This window comes from Cupriavidus sp. FW305-26, assembly GCF_058787975.1.
Genome location: NZ_JBYTAH010000074.1, coordinates 1 through 14,244, shown reverse-complemented (window position 1 = coordinate 14,244; position 14,244 = coordinate 1). Strand labels below are relative to the sequence as shown.

Genomic DNA, 14,244 nt, shown 5'->3' with positions numbered 1-14,244 from the left:
AATGATCTGTTTTCATGCTTGGCCTCTTCAGCGCCCGAGCGCCGGCGCCACGGTACGACGTGTGCAACGCCGGACCTGGTACCGGGGATTGCCATAAGAGCCAACGATGACTATTCGTAACCTCGATGCCCTGTTCCGACCGCGGTCGGTCGCGCTCATCGGCGCAACGCTGCGGCCGCATAGCGTAGGGGCGACCGTGCTGGAGAACCTGTCCGCAGGCGCCTTCGCCGGCCAACTGTATCTGGTCAATCCCAAGTATGCGTCGCTGGCGGGCCAACCCTGTTACGCGCGCGTCGGCGCGTTGCCGGCACCGCCGGACCTGGCGGTGCTATGCACGCCCGCACCCACTATCCCGGGGCTCATCGCCGAGCTCGGCGCCGCCGGCACGCGCGCGGCCATCGTGCTGACCTCCGGCTTCGAGGGGCCCGAGGACAGCGCCGGAGGCGCCCTGCGGCAAGCCATGCTGGACGCGGCGCGGCCCCATCTGCTCAGGATTCTCGGGCCGAACTGTGTCGGGCTGATCGCTTCTGGGATCGGCCTCAATGCCAGCTTCGCACCCGGCACGGCCCGGCAAGGCAAGCTGGCGTTCGCCACGCAATCCGGCGCGCTGGCCACCGCCGTGCTGGACTGGTCGCGCTCGCGGCAGAACGGCTTTTCCCATTTCATCTCGCTGGGCAACAGTGCCGATGTGGACGCGGCCGACGTGCTCGACTACCTTGCCGGCGACGCCGAGACGCATGCCATCCTGCTCTACGTGGAGGCGATCCGCCACGGCGCCAAGTTCATGTCCGCGGCGCGCGCCGCCGCCCGCAACAAGCCGGTGCTGGTCGTCAAGGGCGGGCGCTCGGCGCAGGCGGCACGCGCCGCCGCGTCCCATACCGGCGCCATGGCCGGTGCCGACGACGTCTACGACGCCGCCATCCGGCGTGCCGGCATGCTGCGCGTGGACAGCACCGAGAGCCTGTTCGACGCCGTCGAGATGCTTGCCCGCATGCGCGGGCTGCGTGGCGAGCGCCTCGCCATCCTGACCAATGGCGGCGGCGCCGGCGTGATGGCAACCGACGCGCTAGCGGATGCCGGCGGGACCCTGGCGCGCCTGTCAGACCAGACCCTGGCCCGGCTGGACGCCGTGCTGCCCGCCACCTGGCCGCGCGCGAATCCGGTCGACATCATCGGCGACGCGCCCGTCGAGCGCTACCTGCAGGCCTACGCCATCCTGTGCGAGGCGCCCGAGGTTGACGCTGTGTTGATGATCCATGCGCCCACGGCCATCGTGCCGGCCGCCGAGATTGCGGCCACGCTCGTCAGCGCGCCGTCGGGCGGCAAGCCGCTGCTGACCGCATGGCTCGGGGCGGATGCCGTGCAGCAGGCACGCCGCTTGTGCCAGCACGCCGGCGTGCCGACCTTCGACACCCCGGAGCGGGCGGTGCGCGGCTTCCTGCAGCCTGCGAATACCACAGGAACCAGCAGTTGCTGATGCGCACGCCGCCGGCAGACGGCACGTACATGCCGGCTGACAAGGACCAGGTGCGCACGATCATCGGCAATGCCCTGCGCGCTGGCAGGGAGTTGCTGACCGAGCCGGAGGCCAAGGCCGCGCTGGCCGCCTATGGCATCCCCGTGGTCGCAACCCGGACCGCGGCCAGCGTCGATGAGGCTGTCGACCAGGCCACACGGATCGGCTATCCGGTAGCGCTCAAGATCCTGTCCCCGGACATCACGCACAAGTCTGCCGCGGGCGGCGTTGCACTGGACCTCGCCGACGCCGCTGCGGTGTGCAGCGCCGGCAGCGCCATGCTCGAGCGGATCTGGCAGCAAGCCCCGGAGGCACGGGTGGAAGGCTTTACCGTCCAGCCGATGGTCCGGCACGGCGATGGCTTCGAGTTGATCGTCGGCGCCGCCACCGATCCCGTGTTCGGCCCCGTCTTGTTGTTCGGCCATGGCGGCGTCAACACCGAACGCATCGGCGACCATGCGGTTGCGCTGCCGCCGCTCGACGCGCTGCTCGCGCAAGACCTGGTGTCGCGCACCCGCATCGGGCGCCTGCTGGAAGGCTGGCACGGAGACCCCGGCGTCGACGGGGACGGCTTGCTCCAGGTACTGGCACAGGTATCACGCTTGGTCTGCGATATTCCCGAGATCGCCGAACTTGATATCAATCCCCTGCTGGCGAGCGCGGCAGGCGTCATCGCGCTCGATGCCCGCATCGCCATCAAGGCGCCGGCGTCGGGCACGCGCCCGCGGCTGGCCATCCAGCCCTATCCGGAGGCGCTGGAGGAATGCGTCGAGCAGGACGGCCGCACCGTCGTGCTTCGGCCCGTGCGCCCGGCCGACGAAGCGGCCTACCAGGCTTACTTCCGCCAGCTGACGCCGGAAGATATCCATGCACGCTACTTCTGCACGTTCCGCGAGCCGGTACACAGCCAGCTGGCAAGACTCACGCAGATCGACTACGCGCGGGAGATGGCGTTCATCGCGACGACTACCGATGCGTGTGGCCAAACTTCCATCCTGGGGGAGGTCCGGGCGGTTGCGGATCCAGACAATCTCCAGGCGGAGTTCGGCATCGCCGTGCGCTCGGACTGCAAGGGACAAGGACTGGGAAAGCTGCTGCTCGAGAAGATGATCCGCTACGCGCGCGTAAAGGGCATCGGCGCGCTGGTGGGCTGCACCATGCAGCGCAACCGGGCCATGCTGGCGCTGGCGCGCGCCTGCGGTTTCACCACCAGCGCCGCACCCGGCGGCGATGGCGTCATCCTGCACCTCGCGCTGGTGCGAAGATGATGCCGCCGGTCCCGCGTAAGGTCCAGGGACATCGCACCAGTGGCGTGCGCCTCTGTAAGCGGCGACGTGGGCCAGGAGAGGCTTGCGCATGGCCGCTTGCCGGAGCTGTCGTTCTCGCGGTCAAGCCGACAAGGCGTGCACCCGCATGTCAGGGATAACTGACAGCGCCTTCTGACGACCTGACGCGACTCTCAGCCGCCCCTTACTAGCCGCCGCAAGGGTCGCGGCGATACTAGGGGCATGCCAGACCACAATCCAGCCCACCTCCTTACCGTGTACTTGCTCGAGCATGCCAATGCGATCCGAACCAGGCAGCTCGGCTTGCTTGGGAGAATTCCAGGCATCCGTGTCGTGGGTTCAGGCGCCTGCGCTGCCACGGAACTTGCTGGGCTGATGCACCATCGGCCGGACGTCGTCCTAATCAGCCTGGCCACTGGCTATGCTCATGCGCTCCAGGAGGTCAGGACGCTGAGGTCGACGCTGCCAGATACGATCGTGATCGTGCTGGCCGATAACCTCGGCCCGCCGCTGCGCCGCGCTTGCCTGGAGGCAGGCGGGAGCTACTGCTTCGACAAGACGCTGGAACTCGATGCACTGCGCCTGGTCATGGCCGGGCTGGCGACCTCGCGGCCATAGCACGAAGCCGGCGGCGGCCTGCGCGGCGATGTGGCGTTACAGGTCCGTGTCGTCATCGAACAGGTGATTGCGCATGGCATAGCGCAACAGCATGGCCTCATTGGGCATCTGCATTTTTTCCATCAGCCGCATCTTGTAGGTGCTCACGGTCTTGGCGCTGACGCACAGTGCCGTGGCGATCGCCGTGATGGACTCCCCCAGCACCAGCCGCCGGTACACTTCCAGCTCCCGGTCCGACAGCCTCAGGTGCGGCAGGTCGTCGGTCTGATCCTTCAGCCCGCTCGCCAGTTTCGTGGCAATCGACTGGCTCACATAGGTGCCGCCCCGGGCTATCTGCCCGATGGCGGACACCAGTTCCGTGGCCGCGCTTTCCTTGGTCAGATAGCCCGCCGCTCCAGCCTGGAACGCACGAACGATGTATTGCTCCTCCGCATGCATGGTCAGGACCAGGATGCGCAAAGCGGGGTGTTCGCCGCGCAGCAAGCGGATCAGCTCCAGCCCGCTCCTGCCAGGCATGGAGAGATCAAGCAGGAGCACCTGCGGGGTGCATTCCCGTACCATCCTGGGCACTTGGGCGCCGTCGGCCGCCTCGCCGACCACCTCGAACACACCGGCCCGTTCCAGGATATGCCGCAGGCCGTCCCGCACCACGGCATGGTCATCCGCAATCATCACCCGAGTCATGCACGTTCTCCTTGCTCACGCGGAAATCGCACGATCAGGCGAAAGCCTTCGTCTGGCGAACTCTGGACGACGACGTCGCCGCCCAGCAACCGGGCGCGCTCGCGAATCCCCAGCAGCCCCAGCGACTTGCGCTGACCGTTGCGCGCTGGCCGCTCCTTCCACCCAGAGCCGTCGTCATGTATTTCGAGCTGCAGGTTCGGCCCGTCCCTGCCAATGGAAACCGTTGCCCTGCTGGCGTTGGCGTGCCGAACCACGTTGCTGAGCGCCTCCTGAACGATGCGGAATGCGGCGACGGCGATCTTTTCCGGCACCTCGTCGTCCGCGGCGACCACCGATACGGCTAGCCCATACCGGTTCGAGAAATCGTTGGCCAGCCATTCGATCGCTGGCACCATGCCCAATTCGTCCAGCAACGCGGGACGCAGATCCGTGGCAATGCGCCGCACCGACGCTACCGTGTCGTCGATCACGGTATGCATGGTTGCGATCTCCGCCGACAGGTTGGTGGCATCGCGGCCTTCCAGCACGTCGGCCTCCAGCATGGCGAGATCCATCTTCAAGGCACTGAGGCGCTGACCCAGATCATCGTGCAGTTCACGGGCGATGCGGCGTTTCTCCTCCTCCCGCGCGATGAGGATGCCATCGGAGAGCTGTTCCAGCTCTTCGCGGGAGCGGTGTAACGCCTCCTCGGCCCGTACCCGCTCGGTGGTATCGCGCAGCATCACGGTGTAAAGCTTGCCGCCGCGGTCCGAGGTCTGCGAGATTGACGCTTCAATCGGGAACTCGCTGCCATCGCGGCGCAGCGCATGCAGCATGCGCTGTCTGCCCATCTGGCGCTCCGATACGCCGGTGACGCCAAAGCGGCGCACGTGCTCTTCATGGACAGCGCGGAAGCGCTGCGGGATGAAGTCGCTGAGTTTGCGCCCGATCGCGTCAGATGCCGTCCAGCCGAACAGCGTCTCCGCCATGGGATTGAACAACAGGACGCGCTGTTCGCTGTCCACTGTGATGATTGCCTCCATCGAGGACCGGATAATGCCGGCCAGCCGTGCCTCGCTTTCGGCCACCCGCTGGAGGTTGTCTGCGGCGGTCTGCATGAGCTTGCGCGTCCGGACCAGGTAGAGTCCCAGCAGCAGACCGCTGGCCGCGCCCAAGACTGGCACCATTGTCGCCGGCATCAGATGGCGGTAGCGCTCCACAGCAGCTTGCAACAAGTAAGCCAATGCAACACAGAGCAGCACCACACTCAGTACGACGGCGATGTCCGAAGGCCGCCACGCAGGAAGCGGAGTGGCTTGCCGGCTCGTCTGCGGATCGAATGAAGAGGCCTTCAGCGGCATGCTCTCGTCTCTGTTGCCTTGCCAATGTGGACTATAGAATTTGTGCGCGCAAAGGCAACGGCACATGACGTGGGCTGTGCTCGATGCAAACTCAAACCGGCGTTCCGCAGTCGCCGACAACGTCGGAGACCGAGCCGGAGTGCCGACACCGGCCAATTCACGCATATTAGATACTAGATCAGGAAACGCCTCGGGTATGTCGGCAAATCAACGTTCGGCCGACACAGCCTGTGCCGGCCGAACGGATCCCTTTCGGCAAGTATTGGCAATGCTGCGCCTTGTACTTGGCGCACTCCGCCCCCGCATTCTTCACAGACCCTCGCACAAAGCGTCCATACCTCGCGCGCCGTACTGGCTGTCGCGGGCCATCATGGCCACGGCGTACGCACAAGTCTCGGCGCAGGCCAGGGGTCTAACGCGATGCAGCGCTTCATTGCCTCGACGTTTGGTTTATGCAGGCAGAACGCCGCGCAGTGACGACACGCGACTGCGCAGATGTTACACGCGCTGATACAAGATAGACAGAATTCGTGTGCATAGCAAAGCTCCTCGAGCATAGCGAGGATGCGTTCAAGACGCGCCAAAACGGGAGCAATTCGCGCACCAGAGGATGAAGGGGGCGGCATTGACCCGTTACCTTACGAAAACATTACGCGACGATGACGCAATGGTGGACTTCGATCGCTTGGTGTCGATCATGACGTCAAAGAAGCTTTTTCTTCGACGCCAGGCACACTATGCAAAGTTCACGCTCACAAGCGCGCGAGGAGCCTACGTGTTCGAACGCCATCGGCATGACGCGGACGGTCCTGTTTCCCTGACTCGCCGTCGCTTGCTTGGGACCCTGGCCGCAGCCGGCGGCCTGGCGACGGTCGGCACTTATCCGCGAAGCACTTGGGCGCTGAAGAGTCAGAATCATCAGGTGGCGCTGACGGGCACATCGTTCGATCTGGCGATCGGTGCGACGCCGATGTCGTTCACCGGCCGTGTCCGGCCAACGACCAGTGTGAACGCTCCATCCCGGCCCCCATCCTCCACTGGAAGCAAGGTACCGAGGTCACGCTTCGGGTGACGAATCACCTCAATACGCAGTCGCGCGACGTGTCCCAGATGGGCCTGTCCCAGGCACTGGCCAAACGCGCCATGTGGAACCAGATGCGGATGAATCCCACCGATCTGGCCGACATCTCGGCAGCCACCACATCCCACCTCAGTCCCTCAGCATTGCGGTAGCAGACCACGGGCGGCGGAGGTGGTGGGGGTGGCGAGAATCGGCGGACGATGTATCGCCCCAGATTCCCGAACCGTTTCCGCTTGGTTTTTGTATGCGTCTGTATCAGGCTGCCGCAACGATACGTGCTCTGACAGAAGCGGCCTTCACGCGCTACCGGAGCGATACATCGGTCTCCTTAAATACGGTTCCGTAGCCCAGCGGCGAGCAGCAACGCGCGATCCCCGGCTGGGCACAGGGACCAGTTGTTTCGAAATGAACGGAGAACCATCGTGAAGAAGATAATCCTTGCTACAGCGGGTGCAGTCGCGCTCGTTTCATCCTTTACCGCTTTCGCGGGCCCCGATTTCTATGTCATCGAAAAGGCTCGTGCAGCCAAACACACGGAAGTTCAGCAGCAGGCGGCATGCAACGCCGCAACAATGAAGAATTGATGCGTTGCTGCCGATGCCCATCGGGGAAGCACTGGCGTATAGGCTTCTCCTGAGCACGATCTTGCCGGGACCGATAAACACTGCCGCTTTCATGGTACGCATGAGAGTCTCCTGAAGTAGTGGGAGGAAAGCTGCACAATACCGTGATAGAGATTGGTTTATTTGACGGAGATCAGAATCACCACCGACCTTCGCCGACACTGAGCCGGGTGAAACAGGCCAGCGTGCCTGAAGGGACTAAAATCGGTGGGCTATCGGCGTACTGAATGTGGCATTCTACGCAAATGTGCAATCAGTCTGTGCAATAGCTTACGCGCCTCTTCTAATAAGAGGACCGACACAGCGACGCCGATGGAAATGCCCCAATCCATTGCCGTCATGTCCGTGGTTCCTACAATCGATTGAGCAGGTGACCAGTGCACTGCAATGGCCTGCAGCAGGACCACCGTTGCGAGAGATACCCAAAGCATTGTATTGTCGAAAAAATGTTTATTGAACGCAGTGCCTCGTTCAACGCGTGCGTTAAATACGTTAAAGACCTGAAACAGTACAAAGGTTGTGAACGCCATCGTGATCGCCCGCTGCTCCATGCCGGCGTACCAGCCGTAGTACAGGACCGCTACCGTGCCGACCATCATGGTCACCCCGTAAGCGATGATTTTCCCCACGCGTGCGAATGGCAGCACAGATTCGTCCCGTCTGCGCGGGGGTTCATGCATGATGCCGGGGCGGGCGGCATCCAATGCGAGCGATACTGCGGGCGGACCATCCATGATGAGTGCCACCCAGAGAATCTTGACGGCGGTAAATGGCTCCGGCAGGCCGGCCAATGGTGCGAAGAATACGGTCAGGATAGCGCCGATGGTAGTGGATAGTTGGAAGCGGACAAACTTTAAAATGTTGTCGTAGAGTTTGCGTCCCTGTCGTATCGCACTAACCAGCGTAGCAAAATTGTCATCAGTAAGCACCATGGCTGCCGCTTCCTTGGCGACTGCGGTGCCTGCCGTGCCCATGGCCACGCCAATGTCAGCGCTTTTCAATGCAGGCGCGTCATTAACGCCGTCTCCCGTCATTGCAACCACATGACCTTTCTGTTGCAGCGCGCGTACAATCTTGACTTTATGTGTCGGCGTTACGCGGGCAAACACAGTTACCGTATCAATCGCCAGAGCCAGATGGGCAGGATCCATCTTGTCGAGATCCGCACCGGTCATCGCTTTACCCTGAATCCCGAGTTCCGCTGCAATGGCCGAGGCGGTGACCGGATGGTCCCCGGTGATCATCTTGACTGCAATCCCCGCCTGTTTGCATTCTGCTATCGCCGTCTTCACCTCGGGCCGAGGCGGGTCCATCAAACCGACCAAGCCAACAAATGTCAGATCACCGATCCATACGAAGAGGTCAGCAGCGGCATCGAACTGGTTGGATGGGATGGTGCGAGACGCGATCAGTAATCCACGCAGCCCGCTTTGCGCCAGCGCGGCATACTCCATCTCAATTTGCTGCCGTACCGATATGTCGAACGGACGCACACCATGTTCGCCGAAAACCTGTGTGCAACGGGCAAGCAACACATCAGGCGCACCCTTGATGAAGATGCGGACCGCCTCACCCTCGCGGTGGAAGGTCGCCATGAACTTATGTACCGCATCGAAGGGAATTTCGGCTATCCGTGGCAGTGTCGCGCTGACGCGTTCCGATGTGGTGCCGCCTTTTTTGGCCAGCACGAGCAACGCGGCTTCCATTGGATCGCCGATGGCTTTTCCATCCTCCACTCGGCTGTCATTGCAGGCCACCAGGGCAAGCAGCAATGGGCCCAGATCGGGAAGATCTGGTGTACCGTTTGCAGCGCTGATGGTGCCGGTTGTCCGGTAACCTTCGCCCGATACGACAAAACGTCGGCCGCCGTAACTGAATGCGCGTACCGTCATCTGATTGAAGGTCAAGGTACCAGTCTTGTCGGAACAGATGACCGTGGTGCAGCCGAGCGTCTCGACACTGGCTAGGCGCTTCACAATGGCACGATGCCGGGCCATATTACGCATGCCAAGCGCGAGCGTCACCGTCACCACGACTGGCAATCCTTCGGGCATGGCGGCAACCCCAAGCGCAATGGCATCCAGCACAATGTGCGCAAGATCCGCGCCACGGAGAAACTGCAGGAAGGACAGCACGCCCACGAGCGCTAGCGCAATAGAGCCCAGCCGTTTGCCAAGCTGATCGAGCTGGATCTGCAACGGCGTGGGCGCTTCAGTCGCGGCAGCAAGCTCTTTCGATATCCGTCCCATTTCCGTGTCGGCGGCAATGGCAGTGACAATCATTTCCGCCCGCCCACGAGTGAGCAACGTGTTCATATACAGCATGTTGGTCCGCTCGCCCAATGGAGCATCCAACAGGCTCAAGGGATTGGCACGCTTGCCAGTCGGCACCGACTCCCCAGTTAATGCCGATTCATCCACTTCGAGTCCTGCGGCGAAAAAGACGCGCCCATCGGCGGGCACCACATCGCCCGCTTCTAGCAGCACCACGTCACCGGGCACGACGTCTTTGGCCGCAATCTCGCGCTTTTCGCCGTGACGCCGTACACGCGTGTTCAATGGAAGCATCTGCCGCAAGGCGGCCAGGCTCTGTTCGGCACGGTATTCCTGATAGAAGCCAACGAGGGCGTTAATCACTACGACAGCTAGGATGACCAGCGCATCTTTTAGATTGCCAACAAAGGCAGCCAGGATGGCCGCCCCAACCAGGATGAGAATGAGAAGGCTCTTGAATTGGGAAGCGAACACAGACCAGCCCGAGCGTGGAGGCGCTTCAGGCAACTGGTTTCGTCCATATTGTTGCTGCCGTTGCTGCACATGTTGGTCAGAGAGACCGTCATCCGGGCGAACTTCAAGGCGAGCAGCAACATTCTCGGCGGCAAGCGCATATGGTGGAAGGTTCTTTGCTAGGTCATTCATCTGCGCCCTAATATTCGATACAAGAGATGATCTCGGCAGCGTTGGCTCTTGTGGCACAGTCTGCTATAGGCTGCATTGTGGACATTGGTCAAGTTAGCCTGAAAGTTAGCAACCAGTCGAAGGCTGTCCGTTATCACCTTTGAGCGACAGGCCCTTGCATCGGCTGTGCAACAATCCAGCCTAATTTCGGATTTCCGGTCTAGCAAGATCGCACCTAGTCCAGCTAATTCCGGTTACGTACATTTTTGCCCGCGTGGTGCCCGAGCATAAGGTCGCAGGCAGCACGCGCATAGGTCTGAACATGAGACCGGCCGCATGCACATGGCGGCCGGGGGGATGATCGCTACTGCAAGACAAGCCTCAGGCGGATGCCGTCGGCGGTGTCCTCCTGATCCACGACAAAGCCGCAGTCTTTCGCCAGCTTTAGCATCGCGCGATTTTCCGGCAGTACCAGGCCTTCCAGCGCACCCGTGCCGTGTTGCCGGCCATAGCGAATCAGCGTGTCCATCAACAGCCTGCCGAGCCCTTTGCCTTTGAGGTCCGAACGGACGATGATGGCGAACTCGGCAGACAGGTTGTCCGGGTCAGCCACTGCGCGGGCCTCACCTAACACGTGCTCCTCGCCGTCGTTCTCCCTGGCGATCGCAATGAACGACATTTCCCGGTCGTAATCGATCTGGGTGATGCGGGCCAGTTGGGCGTGGGCCGGCTGGCGGATCATGCAAAAGAAGCGGTAGTGAATATCTTCCGGGGCCAGCGTGCTGAAAAACGCGCTGTAGCGCGGTTCATCTTCAGGCCGGATTGGCCGCACCACGATGGGCTTGCCGTTCCACTCGAGGTGTTGCTCCAGTTCGGCCGGATAAGGCAAGATGGCCAGCCGGTCAGTGCCGGACTTCAGGGCCTGCGCCACGCCGATGCGGGCGTCCAGGGCCAGCACACCAACCTCATCCGCCCACAGCGGGTTGATGTCGAGCTCGACAATTTCCGGTATATCGCACATCAACTGGGATATCTGCGTCAGCACGAGGCACACTGCATCAAGGTCGACGGGTGGCCGGTCCCGGTAACCGGCAAGCAGCTTCGCGATGCGGGTGCGCGACACCAGGTCGCGCGCCAGTCGCATGTTTAGGGGGGGTAGCCCGACGGCGCGGTCGCCGATAACCTCGACCGCCGTACCTCCCTGCCCAAACAAAATAACTGGCCCGAACACGAGATCGGTCGCGGCGCCGACGATCAGTTCGAAGGCGCGTGGCCGCCGCGCCATGCGCTGGACCGTAAAGCCGCGCAATTGCGCGGCGGGATGACGCTCACGTACGCGCTTCTCCATGGCCTGCACGGCGGAGCGCACCTGTTCCGCGGTCTCGAGATCAAGGGCTACCCCGCCCACATCGGATTTGTGTGTAATGTCCGGAGACAGAATCTTGACGGCGACCGGCATGCCCAACGATTCAGCGACCGCCACAGCGTCGTCCGCAGTTCGGGCAATCCGTGTTTCCACTACCGGAATGCCGTAAGCCGCCAGCACGTCCTTGGCTTCCGGCTCGGTCAGCATCGACCTACCGGAAGCGAGTACATCTTGCACCACCGCCCGTGCTCTGGCTGTAGCATCCGGCATGAACGCGTCTGGGGTTGAAGACGGCGTCTCCATCAGCGCTTCTTGATTGCGTCGGTACTCGACCGCCTGCATGAAGGCGCCGACCGCTTGTTCCGGTGTCTCGTAGGAGGGACTGCCGGCCTCCCGGAAGGAGCGGCGCGCCTGCGACACCGCCTCCGCTCCGAGCCAGCAAGAGAACACATTGCGCGGCGACTGGCAAATCGTCGCCGTCAGCGCCAGGGCGATGTCGCTACTCGGCACGATCGCGGTCGGCGCGTGAATGAAGAGCACCGCATCACTGCCGGCATCGTCCAGAAGAACTTTGAGCGTCTCAAGGTACCGCTCCACCGGGGCATCGCCGATCATATCGACCGGATTGCCGTGCGACCACGTGGGCGGCAGGATTTCGTCCAGCCTGCGCACACTTTCCTGATCCAGTGAAGCAAGATGGCCGCCACCCAGAATCAGCGCATCGGTGGCCATCACGCCAGCACCGCCGCCGTTGGTCATGATGGCGAGTCGGTCGCCGCTGAGCGGTTTGGCACGTGCCAGCGTTTCGACGGCATCGAACAATTGATCGGTGGTGTTGACGCGGAGCATGCCGGCACGCCGAATCGCCGCATCGTAGACGTCATCGGCGCCGGCCAGTGCGCCGGTGTGAGACGCAGCGGCCTTTGCACCTTCCGGTACGCGCCCCGCCTTCACCACAATCACGGGCTTGTTGCGCGCCGCTGCCCGTGCCGCCGACATGAATTTGCGGGCGTTGCGCACCGATTCCACGTACAGCAGAATCGCGCGCGTGTCCGCTTTTCCTGCCAGGTAATCGAGCACATCCCCCAGATCCACGTCGGCACTGTCACCCAGCGAAATGAAATGCGAGAAGCCGATATCCCGGGCGAAGGCCCAGTCCAGTACAGCTGTGGTGAGCGCACCGGACTGCGAAATGAAAGCCAGCTTGCCGGGCTTCGCTGCGGCGTGTGCGAAGCTCGCATTCAGGCCAATGCCGGGCACCATCAGTCCTACGCAATTAGGGCCGAGAATGCGCAGCAGATAAGGGCGAGCAGCCTGCAGCATGGCGTCCTGCAGCGAGCGCCCGTCCGCATCACGCGCACGGCTCAGACCAGCGGTCAACACGATGGCGGCTTTGGTACCGCGTTCGCCAAGTTCAGTGATCAGTTGCGGGACCGTATCCGGCGGCGTGCAGATCACGGCCAGATCGGGAGCCACCGGCAGCCTCGAAACGCTGCGGTAGCACGCTGTCCCGGAAATGCTGTGGTACTTGGGATTGACCGGGAATATCGACCCGGTGAACCCGCAGTTCAGCAGGTTGGTCAACACAGTCTCGCCGACGCTGTGAGGCTTGGTCGATGCGCCCACCACAGCGATTGACGCAGGCTGAAAGAGGTGCGTGAGGTTTCTGATACTCATCTTTGCTCCTTTTGCCTTGCGATAAGCGCTGTGATGGCGCCCTGCCAGTTCCAGTGCCAGTACCGGTGCGGCACCGGCCGGCCACGCCTCTCAGTGCGACATGAAGACTGGCAAGGCGGATTGGCGCAGCAGGGCACGCGTGGTGCCACTCAGCACAAACTCTCGGCGGCGGGATCGGCCGTAGCCGCCGGCAATTAACAGGTCGGCCTGCAATATGCTGGCAACCCGCGGAAACACCTCGTCCCGATCGCCTTGCTCGACATGCAGGTCCGCGTGGAGGGTGGTAAGCCACGCTGCCAGGCGCTGCCGGGCGCTGCCCGCTGTCGCGGCCGGCACAGCCCTCCCCGGCCGCCCATTTCTCGCCCGTCGTGGCGATCAGGATGGGAACGGCGGAGGCGTAGGCAAGCCACGGCAGCGCGTTGGCCACCGCCCGCGCAGCTTCGCGACTGCCGTTCCGGGCAATGACGACGCGACCGGCCAATTGCGGGTCGACCGGGCCAGGCACCAGCAAGATGGGCCGGCCGGCATTTAGCATCGCGTACTCCGCAACGCCGGCCAGCGGCGTGGGGGCTGCATATTCCATTTCTGGCGTTTGCAGCCTTGTGTGATAGAGCTCTTTCAACTGGCCTTCGGTTCCAAGGACCATCTCGTGCTTCACCTCGCCCGAGTTCCTCAAAACGAAGCGAATTGTCTCGCCGCGTTTCACCTTTATCGAGGAGGGGGTGAAGCGCATATCGTCGCTCATTTCCAGCGTGATGGTGCGCGTTACCTTGCTTGGGTCGCCTGGTCTGCCAACTGCTGTAACGCTTCCACCGCCGTGCCCATGGCTGTGCCACCATTCTGGCTCGTCGCCTCCCGCTAGGGAGGCGCCCGATAACGACATGGCGACGGCAAAGCAAGCCAGTCTGTAAATCGATTGGCGTTCGCCGCCTATGTGGCGATGAGGGCGCATAGGCGCGGAACCGTGCTACTTGCTCATCATGCCGCCGCCCATCGCTGGGCCCATGCCGTGTCCCATACCGCTGCCCATCCCTTGAGTGTCCATCATCATCGCCTGCATCATCTCCTGCATGAGGGCCGAGATAACGTCAAGAGTGGTGTACGGGCAGCTTGATGGTCGGCGACGTCAAGCGGCGAGTTTCTGCTGAACCGGTCG

General features: G+C 62.7%; 11 protein-coding genes. 4 read left to right on the top strand and 7 right to left on the bottom strand.

Annotation, left to right across the window (positions count from 1 at the left end):
- The first annotated feature begins 106 nt into the window (after positions 1-106).
- The 3 genes from AC3WQZ_RS29520 (at position 107) to AC3WQZ_RS29510 (ending at position 3,420) form a co-directional block, all read left to right on the top strand.
- A complete protein-coding gene (locus tag AC3WQZ_RS29520) occupies positions 107-1,477 on the top strand; it encodes an acetate--CoA ligase family protein (RefSeq protein ID WP_492301773.1) in 1,371 nt (456 codons plus the stop codon).
- Entirely contained in the window at positions 1,477-2,784 is a 1,308-nt protein-coding gene (locus AC3WQZ_RS29515; RefSeq protein ID WP_492301772.1) for a GNAT family N-acetyltransferase, read from the top strand. The genes AC3WQZ_RS29520 and AC3WQZ_RS29515 overlap by 1 nt, the downstream gene beginning before the upstream one ends.
- Before the next feature lie 393 nt (positions 2,785-3,177).
- Positions 3,178-3,420: a response regulator gene (locus AC3WQZ_RS29510; RefSeq protein ID WP_454749744.1), complete on the top strand. Its 243-nt coding sequence runs from the start codon at positions 3,178-3,180 to the stop codon at positions 3,418-3,420.
- Positions 3,421-3,456: 36 nt separating this feature from the next.
- On the opposite strand, the gene AC3WQZ_RS29505 is transcribed toward AC3WQZ_RS29510, so the two are convergent.
- From AC3WQZ_RS29505 to AC3WQZ_RS29495, 3 genes are all read right to left on the bottom strand, one after another.
- Positions 3,457-4,104 carry a response regulator gene (locus AC3WQZ_RS29505; RefSeq protein WP_492301769.1) on the bottom strand — a complete coding sequence of 216 codons (648 nt, stop codon included), beginning with the start codon at positions 4,102-4,104 and terminating at the stop codon, positions 3,457-3,459.
- Positions 4,101-5,444, bottom strand: coding sequence for a sensor histidine kinase (locus tag AC3WQZ_RS29500; protein WP_454749106.1), 1,344 nt, complete (start codon positions 5,442-5,444; stop codon positions 4,101-4,103). Before AC3WQZ_RS29500 ends, AC3WQZ_RS29505 begins: the two co-directional genes overlap by 4 nt.
- A 368-nt stretch (positions 5,445-5,812) precedes the next feature.
- The gene (locus AC3WQZ_RS29495; RefSeq protein ID WP_492301782.1) at positions 5,813-6,001 is read right to left on the bottom strand and encodes a four-helix bundle copper-binding protein; all 189 of its coding nucleotides are present in this window, start codon (positions 5,999-6,001) and stop codon (positions 5,813-5,815) included.
- 68 nt (positions 6,002-6,069) lie between these two features.
- On the opposite strand from AC3WQZ_RS29495, the gene AC3WQZ_RS29490 reads away from it, so the two are divergent.
- Positions 6,070-6,516 carry a twin-arginine translocation signal domain-containing protein gene (locus AC3WQZ_RS29490; RefSeq protein ID WP_454749107.1) on the top strand — a complete coding sequence of 149 codons (447 nt, stop codon included), beginning with the start codon at positions 6,070-6,072 and terminating at the stop codon, positions 6,514-6,516.
- A 476-nt stretch (positions 6,517-6,992) separates the two neighbouring features.
- Here AC3WQZ_RS29490 and AC3WQZ_RS29485 read toward each other — a convergent pair whose 3' ends face one another.
- From AC3WQZ_RS29485 to AC3WQZ_RS29470, 4 genes are all read right to left on the bottom strand, one after another.
- A complete protein-coding gene (locus AC3WQZ_RS29485) occupies positions 6,993-7,211 on the bottom strand; it encodes a hypothetical protein (protein ID WP_454749117.1) in 219 nt (72 codons plus the stop codon).
- Between the two features lie 149 nt (positions 7,212-7,360).
- A complete protein-coding gene (locus tag AC3WQZ_RS29480) occupies positions 7,361-10,066 on the bottom strand; it encodes a calcium-translocating P-type ATPase, PMCA-type (RefSeq protein ID WP_454749118.1) in 2,706 nt (901 codons plus the stop codon).
- Positions 10,067-10,409: 343 nt separating this feature from the next.
- Positions 10,410-13,088, bottom strand: a complete 2,679-nt coding sequence (locus AC3WQZ_RS29475; RefSeq protein ID WP_454749119.1) for a bifunctional acetate--CoA ligase family protein/GNAT family N-acetyltransferase — start codon at positions 13,086-13,088, stop codon at positions 10,410-10,412.
- A gap of 90 nt (positions 13,089-13,178) precedes the next feature.
- The gene (locus tag AC3WQZ_RS29470) at positions 13,179-13,325 is read right to left on the bottom strand and encodes a hypothetical protein (protein ID WP_492301780.1); all 147 of its coding nucleotides are present in this window, start codon (positions 13,323-13,325) and stop codon (positions 13,179-13,181) included.
- Positions 13,326-14,244: the final 919 nt, after the last annotated feature.

Coding starts and splice junctions, on each gene's coding strand:
- AC3WQZ_RS29520 (WP_492301773.1), top strand. CDS start 107: ATGACTATTCGTAACCTCGATGCCCTGTTCCGACCGCGGTCGGTCGCG.
- AC3WQZ_RS29515 (WP_492301772.1), top strand. CDS start 1,477: ATGCGCACGCCGCCGGCAGACGGCACGTACATGCCGGCTGACAAGGAC.
- AC3WQZ_RS29510 (WP_454749744.1), top strand. CDS start 3,178: ATGCACCATCGGCCGGACGTCGTCCTAATCAGCCTGGCCACTGGCTAT.
- AC3WQZ_RS29505 (WP_492301769.1), bottom strand. CDS start 4,104: ATGACTCGGGTGATGATTGCGGATGACCATGCCGTGGTGCGGGACGGC.
- AC3WQZ_RS29500 (WP_454749106.1), bottom strand. CDS start 5,444: ATGCCGCTGAAGGCCTCTTCATTCGATCCGCAGACGAGCCGGCAAGCC.
- AC3WQZ_RS29495 (WP_492301782.1), bottom strand. CDS start 6,001: ATGCTCGAGGAGCTTTGCTATGCACACGAATTCTGTCTATCTTGTATC.
- AC3WQZ_RS29485 (WP_454749117.1), bottom strand. CDS start 7,211: ATGCGTACCATGAAAGCGGCAGTGTTTATCGGTCCCGGCAAGATCGTG.
- AC3WQZ_RS29480 (WP_454749118.1), bottom strand. CDS start 10,066: ATGAATGACCTAGCAAAGAACCTTCCACCATATGCGCTTGCCGCCGAG.
- AC3WQZ_RS29475 (WP_454749119.1), bottom strand. CDS start 13,088: ATGAGTATCAGAAACCTCACGCACCTCTTTCAGCCTGCGTCAATCGCT.